This is a genomic window from Streptomyces sp. SAJ15 (genome assembly GCF_007595705.1).
Taxonomy (GTDB): domain Bacteria; phylum Actinomycetota; class Actinomycetes; order Streptomycetales; family Streptomycetaceae; genus Streptomyces.
The window spans coordinates 1-10,963 of record NZ_NISY01000034.1; the positions used below are offsets into that span (position 1 = coordinate 1).

The window sequence follows — 10,963 nt, forward strand, 5'->3', positions numbered from 1 at the left end:
GCCGCGACGAAGACGGACCCCGCCGCTTCCTCACCTCCCTCGCCCAAGCCCACACCCACGGCCTCCCCATCACCTGGGAACACCTCTACAAAGGGACCGAACCCCAACGAGTCGACCTACCCACCTACCCCTTCCAACGCCAGCACTACTGGCTGGAGAGCACCACCCCCGCGGGGGATGTCTCAGCCGCAGGTCTGGAGGAGGCCGGTCACCCACTGCTGGGGGCTGGGGTGCAGCTCGCAGAAAGTGGCGGGTACGTCTTCACCGGGCGGCTCTCCCTGAACGCACACCCCTGGCTGGCCGACCACTGCGTCTTGGACACCGTCCTTCTCCCTGGCACAGCGTTTGTCGAACTCGCGCTGCATGCCGGAGCCGAAACCGACTGCGTCGAGCTGGAGGAACTCACCCTCCACGCCCCTCTCGTCGTCCCCGAGGACTCGGGTGTACAACTCCAGCTCGTTGTCGGCCCATCGGACGTCGGCGGCCGCCGTACACTCACCATTCACTCTCGAGTACAGCGCCCCGACGACACGTCCGTACAAGGGGACTGGCTTCAGCACGCCACCGGAATCCTGTCCGTCGGCAGCCCCGACAGCGGCCTCGCTGACACTGGTACGAACGAACCATGGCCCCCCGCCGGCGCCCAACGGATGCCGACGGCCGACCTGTACGAGCGCCTGGCCGGCCGGGGCTTCGCGTACGGACCCGCGTTCCAGGGCCTCAAGGCCGCGTGGCGGTGTGGTGATGACATCTTCGCCGAGGTCTCCCTCCCCGCGGGGCATACGGAGGCGCACCGGTTCCAGCTGCATCCGGTGTTGCTCGACGCCGCTCTCCACGCTGCGATTCCGGTCGAGGAGGCGGGCGGCGGCGAACCTCCCGACCTGTCGATGCCCGCGAGGATGCCCTTCCTCTGGCGTCAGGTGAGGTTGCGAACGGCCGGTGCGGACACCTTGCGCGTGCGTCTGACGCCCGTGGCACCGGATGCGATGGCGTTGATCATCAGTGATGGCACGGGGGCCGCGGTGGCCACCGTAGAGGGCCTGGTCTCTCGCCCGGTCAGCCCCGATCAGATCAAGGTCGCCCGCCCCGTCCCGACCCATGATCATCTGTACCGACTGGAATGGGTCGGTGTTCCCTCCGGACCGCCCGCCACCACCCTCACCGGGCAGTGGGCCGTCATCGATGACGACCCCCTCGACCTGGTCACCGCCCTGACCGCCGCCGGAACCCCCGTCGACACCCACACCGACCTCACCGCCCTGATCCACACCCTCGACTCCGGCGCGGCACCCCCCGACACCGCCATCCTCACCGTCCACCACTGGCACACCCACACCCACACCGAGACCGGTGCCGAGACCGGTGCCGACACCGCCACCACCACCGCCACCCGCGGCGATGGGGATCCGCCCGAGTGGGCCGTGGCAGCTCAGGAGACGGCCGAGCAGGTCCGCACGGTGACACACCGCCTCCTCACCTGGGTACAGACATGGCTAGCCGAACCCCGCCTGACCGGAACACGGCTGGTCATCGTGACCCAAGGCGCCATCACCACCGGCTCCCACGACCCCGCCCCCGACCTCACCCACGCACCCGTATGGGGACTGATCCGCTCCGCCCAAGCCGAACACCCCGACCGCTTCCACCTCCTCGACCTCGACACCCACCCCACCTCCACCACCCACCCGAACCGACATCCGAGACCCCCAACACCTCACCACCACACACCCCCACATCACCTACCGCCCCTTCGACCTCGGCGAAGCCACCCCCGAACGACTACAACACATGCTCAACGAAGTCCTCACACTCTTCGACGACGGCGTTCTCCAACCCCTGCTCATCACCACATGGGACGTCCGTCGCGGCATTGAAGCCTTCCGACACCTGAGCCAGGCCCGCCACATCGGCAAGGTGGTCCTCACCATGCCCCCGGCCTCCTCATCACAGGCCACCCCGACAGGAACAACCCTCATCACCGGCGGCACCGGCACCCTCGGATCCCTCGTCGCCCGCCACCTCGCCACCCACCACCACACCCCTCACCTGCTGCTGACCAGCCGCCGCGGACCCGACGCACCCGGCGCCACCCAACTCCACACCGAACTCACCCAACTCGGCGCCCACGTCACCATCGCGGCCTGCGACACCGCCGACCCCCACGCCCTCTCCCAACTCCTGGCCTCCATCCCGCCCGAACACCCCCTCACGGGCGTCATCCACACCGCCGGCACCCTCGACGACGGCATCCTCACCAGCCTCACCCCCGACCGCCTCGACACCGTCCTCCGCGCCAAAGTCGACGCCGCCCTCAACCTCCACCACCTCACCCACCACACCGACCTCACCCACTTCACCCTCTTCTCCTCCGCCTCCGGCGTCTTCGGCGCACCAGGCCAAGCCAACTACGCCACCGCCAACACCTTCCTCGACGCCCTCGCCCACCACCGCCACACCCACCACCTCCCCGCCCACTCCCTCGCCTGGGGACTCTGGGCCACCAACCCTCAACCTCCACCACCTCACCCACCACACCAACCTCACCCACTTCACCCTCTTCTCCTCCGCCTCCGGCATCTTCGGCGGGCCGGGCATCGCGAATTACTCAACGGCGAACGTCTTCCTCGACGCACTCGCGCAGCATCGACGAAGCGCTGGTCTGCCTGCCATTTCACTGGCTTGGGGCGTGTGGGAGCAGCCCGAGGGTATGGCGGCCCGGTTGGCCCGAGCCGATGTGGCCCGGACGGCGCGCGCGGGCATCACCCCCATGTCCGTCGACCAGAGCCTGTCCCTGTTCGATGCCGCGACTCGGACCGACGAAGCGCTGCTGCTGCCTCTGCATCTCGATACGGCCATGCTGCGGACACAGGCCGCGGCCGGCGCCCTGCCACCGCTGCTCCGGAAGCTGGTGTCCGTTCCTCGCCGCGCCACGACCACGCGCGCTGAAGCCGGTGGCGCACTCTCCGCGCTACGTCAGCAGCTGGCTGAGCTGCCGGGCCCCGACCGTGCGGCCGCCGTCCTGGACGTGGTGCGGACGCACGCCGCGGCCGTGCTCGGACACCCGCACCCCGAGGCCGTGGACGCGGAGCGGGCGTTCACGGAATCGGGTTTCGATTCACTCACCGCAGTGGACCTACGCAACCGTCTGGGCTCAGCCACCGGCCTCCGCCTTTCTGCGACTCTCGTCTTCGACTACCCCAACCCGACTGCTCTGGCCGGCCATCTGGCGACTGAACTGTCGAAGGCGATGGGCGATGCGCCCAGACTGGCTCAGACCACGCTCACCAGGCCCGCAGCGGAAACCACCACGTCGACGGAGCCCATCGCCGTCGTGGGGATGGCCTGCCGCTACCCAGGGGGCGCGACATCTCCGGAGGCGTTGTGGGAAGTGGTGGCTGCCGGCACTGATGCGATCTCCGGGTTTCCCAGCGATCGCGGGTGGGACCTGGAGGGGCTTTACGACCCGGATCCGGAGCAGCCGGGTAAGTCCTATGCACGTACCGGCGGCTTCGTCTATGACGTGGGCGAGTTCGATCCGGCGTTCTTCGGGATCTCTCCGCGTGAGGCGCTGGCGATGGATCCGCAGCAGCGACTGCTGCTGGAGACGGCCTGGGAAGCCGTGGAGCGCGCGGGCATCGACCCGGCCTCGCTCAAGGGCAGCCAGACCGGTGTCTTCACAGGCTCGACCGGCAACGACTACGCGGCCGGATGGCCCACGACGCCGGAGGTCTCCGAAGGACACCTCATGACCGGAAACCTTGCCAGTGTGGTGTCGGGCCGGGTCGCTTACACCCTGGGTCTGGAGGGCCCGGCGGTCACGGTGGATACCGCGTGTTCGTCGTCGTTGGTGGCGTTGCATCTGGCGTGTCAGGCGTTGCGGGCCGGTGAGTGTTCGATGGCGCTGGCCGGCGGCGTGACGGTGATCTCCACACCGGGCGTTTTCATCGGCTTCAGTCGACAGCGGGGGTTGGCCGCGGACGGGCGGTGTAAGGCATTCGCCGAAAGCGCGGACGGCACCGGGATGGGAGAGGGCGTCGGCATGCTCCTCCTGGAGCCGTTGTCGCGGGCGGTGCGTGAGGGTCATCCGGTCTTGGCGGTGGTGCGGGGGAGTGCGGTCAATCAGGACGGGGCGAGTAACGGTCTGACCGCGCCGAACGGTCCGTCTCAGCAGCGGGTGATCCGCCAGGCCCTGGCCAACGCGCGCCTCGAGGCCACGGATGTCGATGTGGTGGAGGCGCACGGCACCGGCACCACGCTGGGAGACCCGATCGAGGCGCAGGCAGTGCTGGCCACCTACGGCCAGGACCGGCCCGTCGACCGGCCCTTGTGGCTGGGATCGTTGAAGTCCAACATCGGCCACGCCCAGGCCGCCGCAGGTGTCGGCGGAGTGATCAAAATGGTCATGGCGATGCGCCATGAGCTGCTGCCCAAGACACTGCATGTGGACAGCCCAACCTCGCATGTGGACTGGTCTGCCGGAGCCGTGTCCCTGCTCACCGAAGCGCAGCCCTGGCCACGCGCCGAGCGACCCCGGCGGGCCGGCATCTCCGCCTTCGGCGTCAGCGGCACCAACTCCACCCCCGCAGAAACCCAGCCCACGAAACCGCAAGAGCCGACCGACCACGTGACAGGCCGGGAAACCGGATCGGCCTCGACGGTGATTCCCTGGCTGTTGTCCGCGCGAAGTGAGAGCGCGGTGCGGGACCAGGCACTACGACTGCGCGGCCACCTCCAAACACAGCCCCACCTGGAACCAGCCGATGTCGGCTGGTCACTGGCCACCACCCGATCGTCGTTCGAACACCGCGCCGTGGTCCTGGGCCAGGGGCGTGAGGAACTGCTGGAGGGACTCCACCAGCTGGCCACCGGCGAACCCGCCGACCGCGTCATCACCGGCAGCACCCCCACCACCGCCACCACCTCCAGCGGTGCCGCGGGGGTGGGTGCGGGTGGGCGGTTGGCGTTCTTGTTCACCGGGCAGGGCGCGCAGCGGGTGGGGATGGGGCGGGAGTTGTATGAGCGGTTCCCTGTCTTTGCTACGCGCGGCGGGTGTCGCTCGCGGCGGTCAACGGACCGACCGCCATGGTGGTCTCCGGCGACACGGACGCCATCGACGCACTACGCCACGCCTGGCGCGAGGCCGGCTACCGCACCACACCCTTGCGGGTCAGCCACGCCTTCCACTCCCACCACATCGACCCCATGCTCCACGAGTTCCAGCAAGTGCTGGAGGGGGTGGCGTTCCAGCCGCCCAGGCTGCCGGTGATCTCCAACCTCACCGGCCGGCCTCTCACCGAAGAGCAAGCCTGCTCACCCCGGTACTGGGCCGAGCAGGCCCGAGCCACCGTCCGATTCCACGACGGAATCCAATGGCTCACCCAACACGACACCACCACCTACCTGGAACTCGGACCTGACGCCGTCCTCACCACCCTCACACAGACATCTCTCCACAACACCGGAGATGACCACGAGGAGCCAGCACCCAAGCCGACTGTCATCGCACCCCTCCTGCGGCGTGACCGGCCCGAAACCGACACCCTCATGACCGCCCTCGCCCAAGCCCACACCCACGGCCTACCCATCACCTGGGAACAAGCCTTCACGGGCACCGAGCCCCAACGAGTCGACCTACCCACCTACCCCTTCCAACGCCAGCGCTACTGGCTGAATGGCTCTACAGGTCCGGCGGATGCGTCGGCAACAGGTCAGGAACTCACCGCTGTTGAAGATGGGATCGACTCCCGCTTCTGGCAAGCCATCGAAGAACAAGACCTCCCCACCCTCACCCAAACCCTCCAACTCCACAACACCGAACACCACACCAGCCTCAACACCCTCCTCCCCACCCTCGCCCAATGGCACCGCCAACAACGCGACCACACCACCATCAACACCTGGCGCTACACCACCACCTGGAAACCCGCACCACCACCCCCCACACCCCTCACCACCAACCACCACATCCTCCTCATCACACCCACCAACCCCACCACCACCGAACCCATCACCACCTGGACCAACACCCTCAACCACCACAACATCCCCCACCACACCATCACCATCAACCCCACCACCACCAACACCCAAACCCTCACCCACCAACTCACCCACACCACCCCAACCCCCACCCACATCCTCTCCTTCCTCGCACTCGACGAAAACCCCCACCCCACCCACACCGCCACACCCAACGGCACCCACACCACCCTCACCCTCATCCAAACCCTCACCACCACACACCCCAACACACCCCTGTGGTGCATCACCCAAAGCGCCACCACCACCGGACCACACGACCCCCTCAACAACCCCAACCAAGCACTCATCTGGGGACTCGGCCGCACCACAGCCCTCGAACACCCCCACAACTGGGGCGGCCTCATCGACCACCCCACCACCCCCAACTACCCCCACCACCACATCACCACCACCCTCCAACACATCACCACACCCACCAACCACCCCCACAAACAAAACCAACTCGCCATCCGACCCAACGGACTCCACACCCCCCGACTCCAACACGCCACACCACCACCCACCCCCACCACACCACCCTGGAACCCCCACGGCACCACCCTCATCACCGGCGGCACCGGAGCCCTCGCCACCCACATCGCCCACCACCTCACCCACCACCACACCACCAACAACCACACACCCCACCTCCTCCTCGCCAGCCGACGCGGACCCCACGCCCCCAACGCCACCCAACTACACACCGAACTCACCCAACTCGGCGCACACGTCACCATCACCGCCTGCGACACCGCCGACCCCCAAGCCCTCACCCAACTCCTGGCCACCATCCCACCCGAACACCCCCTCACCACCGTCATCCACACCGCCGCCACCCTCAACGACGCCACCCTCACCAACCTCACCCCCCACCAACTCAACACCACCCTCCACGCCAAAAAACAAACCGCCCACAACCTCCACCACCTCACCCAAAACCACCCCATCACCACCTTCATCCTCTTCTCCTCCGCCGCCGCCACCTGGGGCAGCCCCGGACAAGCCCACTACGCCGCCGCCAACACCTACCTCGACGCCCTCGCCCACCACCGCCACACCCACAACCTCCCCGCCACCTCCATCGCCTGGGGACCCTGGGCCCACACCGGCATGGCCGCCAACCCCACCACCCAACAACACCTCCAACGCCACGGACTCACCCCACTCCCACCCCACCTCGCCACCACAGCACTCACCCACACACCCCCCAACACCATCACCACCATCGCCAACATCAACTGGACCCAACTCACCCCCACCCTCACCACCACCCACCCCAACCCCCTCATCACCGACATCCCCGAAACACACCCACACAACCCACACACCAACCCCACCCACCCACACACCAACCCACCCACCACACCCCAACTCCCAAGCTGTACGCGGCGACCGTGCCTTCAGCCAGCTCGGCTTCGACTCACTCACAGCCATGCAACTACGCAACCGGCTGGCCGCGGCCACCGGCCTCCAGCTGCCTACCTCTTTGGTCTTCGACTATCCGACGCCTACCGCTCTGGCCGACTATCTGTGTGCTGAGCTTCTCGACACCCACAGCAGCCCGGCTCCACCGCTCGCCGTAACCGTCTCCTCGCCTGACGAACCGATCGCGGTCGTCGGGATGGCATGCCGCTATCCGGGGGGCGTGTCGTCTCCGGAGGCTCTGTGGGACCTGGTGGCAGCGGGCGGGGACGCTGTCTCGGGCTTTCCGAGCGACCGTGGCTGGGACCTCCTCAAGCTCTATAGCCCCGACCCTGACCAGCCGGGCAAGTCCTATGTACGCGAGGGAGGTTTCCTGCACGACGCGGCCGAGTTCGACCCGGCCTTCTTCGGTCTCTCGCCGCGGGAGGCGCTGGCGATGGACCCGCAGCAACGACTGCTGCTGGAGACCTCCTGGGAAGCCGTGGAACGGGCGGGCATCGACCCGACCTCGCTGCAGGGTAAGCAGATCGGTGTCTTCGTGGGTGCCGCGGCGCAGGAGTACGCTCCACGTCTCCATGAGGCCCCCGAGGGCGTCGAAGGCTATGTCGTGACGGGCAACGCGACCAGTGTGATGTCAGGCCGCTTGTCCTACACGTTCGGCCTGGAGGGCCCGGCCGTCACCATCGACACCGCCTGTTCATCGTCGCTGGTAGCCCTGCACCTGGCCTGCCAGGCCCTGCGCTCCGGCGAGTGTTCCCTGGCCCTGGCCGGCGGCGTGACGGTGATGTCGAGTCCCTTCAGCTTCGTGGAGTTCAGCCGACAACGCGCCCTGGCCGCCGACGGGCGGTGCAAGGCATTCGCCGAGAGCGCGGACGGCACGGGGTGGGCCGAGGGCGCGGGAATGCTGCTCCTTGAACCGCTGTCGCAAGCCCGCCGCAACGGCCACCCGGTACTGGCGGTCGTGCGGGGCAGCGCGGTCAACCAGGACGGCGCCAGCAACGGTCTCACCGCCCCGAACGGCCCCTCTCAGCAACGCGTCATCCGCCAGGCCCTGGCCAACGCCGACCTGAGGGCAGCCGATGTAGACGCGGTCGAAGCCCACGGCACGGGCACCACCCTCGGAGACCCGATCGAAGCTCAGGCGGTGCTCGCCACCTACGGCAGCGATCGCTCCGCGGACCGGCCTTTGTGGTTGGGGTCGTTGAAGTCGAACATCGGTCATACCCAGGCCGCGGCCGGTGTGGCCGGGGTGATCAAAATGGTCATGGCCATGCGCCATGAGCTGCTTCCGCAGACGCTGCACGTGGACGCGCCCACCTCGCATGTGGACTGGTCCGCCGGAGCGGTATCGCTGCTGACGGAGGCCCAGCCCTGGCCCCGCACCGACCAGCCCCGTCGCGCGGGCATCTCCTCTTTCGGCGTCAGCGGAACCAACGCCCACCTCATCATCGAGGAGCCGTCCAAGGCCGAAGCACCAGCCGGCGGCACACCTTCCGACGCGGGCAAGGAAGGGCACGAGCGGGTCTTGGAATCCGGGGTCGTGCCGTGGTTGATCTCCGGGCGGGGTGAGGCCGCGGTACGGGAGCTTGCGGTACGACTACGGCATCACGTCCAGGACCGGCCAGAACTCGACCCGGTCGACGTGGGCTGGTCACTCGCCACCACCCGCGCCAGCTTCGAAAACCGCACCGTCATCCTCGGCCGCGACCGCGACGAACTCCTCAACGGACTCCACACCCTCACCACCGGCGACCCCACCCCACACGTCATCACCGGCAACACCACCACCTCCACCGGCAAGACGGTGTTCGTCTTCCCCGGCCAAGGCTCCCAATGGGCCGGCATGGCGGCCGATCTGCTGGACTCTTCCTCGGTGTTCCGTGAGCACATCGAAGCGTGTGAAGAAGCTTTCGCCCCTCATGTGGACTGGTCGCTGGGTGAGGTGTTGCGGCAGGCGGATGGTGCGGCGTCGTTGGATCGGGTGGATGTGGTCCAGCCGGTGCTGTTCGCGGTCATGGTGGGCCTGGCACGCATGTGGCAGGCATGCGGCATCCACCCCGACGCCGTCATCGGCCACAGCCAAGGCGAAATCGCCGCAGCCCACGTAGCGGGTGCACTGTCCCTGGCCGACGCCGCGGCGGTGGTCGCTCTTCGCAGCCGCGCCCTGGCCCGCCTGGCCGGCCACGGTGCCATGGCCTCCGTGTCCCTGTCGGTGGACGAGGTCGAGGAGCGACTGGCCGCCTGGCAGGACCGGCTGGCCATCGCTGCCGTCAACGGTCCCCGTACTGTGATCGTCTCCGGTGAGCCGGAGGCGGTGGAAGGACTCCTGGCCGAGTGCGCCAAGCAGGAGATTCGGGCCCGGCGTATCCCGGTCGACTACGCCTCCCACGGTCCCCAGGTGGAAGCGGTGGAGGACGAGATCCGCGACGCCTTGACCGCTATCACCCCGGCCATGCCCAGCATTCCGCTGCTGTCCACCGTCACCGGCCAATGGATCACAGGACCGGACATGGACGCCGGCTACTGGTACCGCAACCTGCGCCAACCCGTCCGGCTCTCCGACGCCCTCCACGCCCTGGCGGCCGAGGGACATCACACCTTCATCGAAGCCAGCCCCCATCCCGTCCTCACCCACACCATTCACGACACACTGGAGACCACGCACGCTACCGATGCTGTCGAGCCCCTGGTCATCGGTACTCTGCGCCGTGACGAGGACGGTCCGCAACGTTTCCTGACCTCCGTCGCCGAGGCTTACGCTCACGGCCTGCCAGTGACCTGGAGCCATCTCTTCGACAGCACCACGGCACAGCGGGTTGATCTGCCCACCTACCCGTTCCAGCGTGAGCGGTACTGGCTCGCGAGCGAGGCCGCTTCCCCTCGCGTGGACGTGGAGCGGGATGGTGTGGAGGCCCGGTTCTGGGAGGCGGTCGAACGCCAGGACCTGCCCGCTCTGGCCCAGACCCTGAACGTGACAGACCAGGAACACGACTCCCTCAGCGCAGTACTACCGATGCTCTCCGGCTGGCACCAACGCCAACGCGAACGCACCACCCTCGGCACCTGGCGCTACAAAATCACCTGGAAACACCTCCCCACACCACCCCCCACCACCCCTGACGAGATCGACGGCAGCTGGCTCGCCATCATCCCCGCAGGCCAAGCCGACCACGACGCCGTCCAAGCCTGCCTGAACGCGCTCGACCAGCTCGGCACACCCACTCACGTCACGCACATCGATCCCCACACCACCGACCGGGAAGCACTCGCCCAACACCTCCAGACCCACACCGCCGAGCACACGATCAGCGGGGTGTTGTCGCTCCTCGCCCTGGACGAGGCACCTCACCCCGACGAGCCGGACGTACCCGCGGGAATGGCGGCGACCCTGGCCCTCATCCAAGCCCTCACCGACACCGACACCACCGCACCCCTGTGGTGCGTCACCACCAACGCCGTCACCACCGACCCCACCCACGACACCCTCACCCACCCCACCCAAGCACTCATCTGGGGACTC

At 67.9% G+C, this 10,963-nt stretch carries 2 protein-coding genes and 3 pseudogenes; all 5 read left to right on the plus strand.

The genetic code is table 11. The features are described 5' to 3' along the window. Positions 1-230 precede the first annotated feature (230 nt). Positions 231-1,619: pseudogene (locus tag CD790_RS36725) on the plus strand (polyketide synthase dehydratase domain-containing protein); the annotation flags it as partial. Positions 1,620-1,686: 67 nt separating this feature from the next. Further along, positions 1,687-2,454 (plus strand): annotated as a pseudogene (locus tag CD790_RS36730) (SDR family NAD(P)-dependent oxidoreductase); the annotation flags it as partial. A 94-nt stretch (positions 2,455-2,548) separates the two neighbouring features. Beyond that, positions 2,549-5,532 (plus strand): annotated as a pseudogene (locus tag CD790_RS36735) (beta-ketoacyl synthase N-terminal-like domain-containing protein); the annotation flags it as partial. A 12-nt stretch (positions 5,533-5,544) separates the two neighbouring features. Next, positions 5,545-7,560, plus strand: a complete 2,016-nt coding sequence (locus tag CD790_RS36535; RefSeq protein WP_399218702.1) for a KR domain-containing protein — start codon at positions 5,545-5,547, stop codon at positions 7,558-7,560. Next, positions 7,454-10,963, plus strand: a 3,510-nt coding sequence (locus CD790_RS34155) for a type I polyketide synthase (RefSeq protein ID WP_144387269.1), incomplete at its 3' end; no start/stop codon positions are given. The genes CD790_RS36535 and CD790_RS34155, both read left to right, overlap by 107 nt.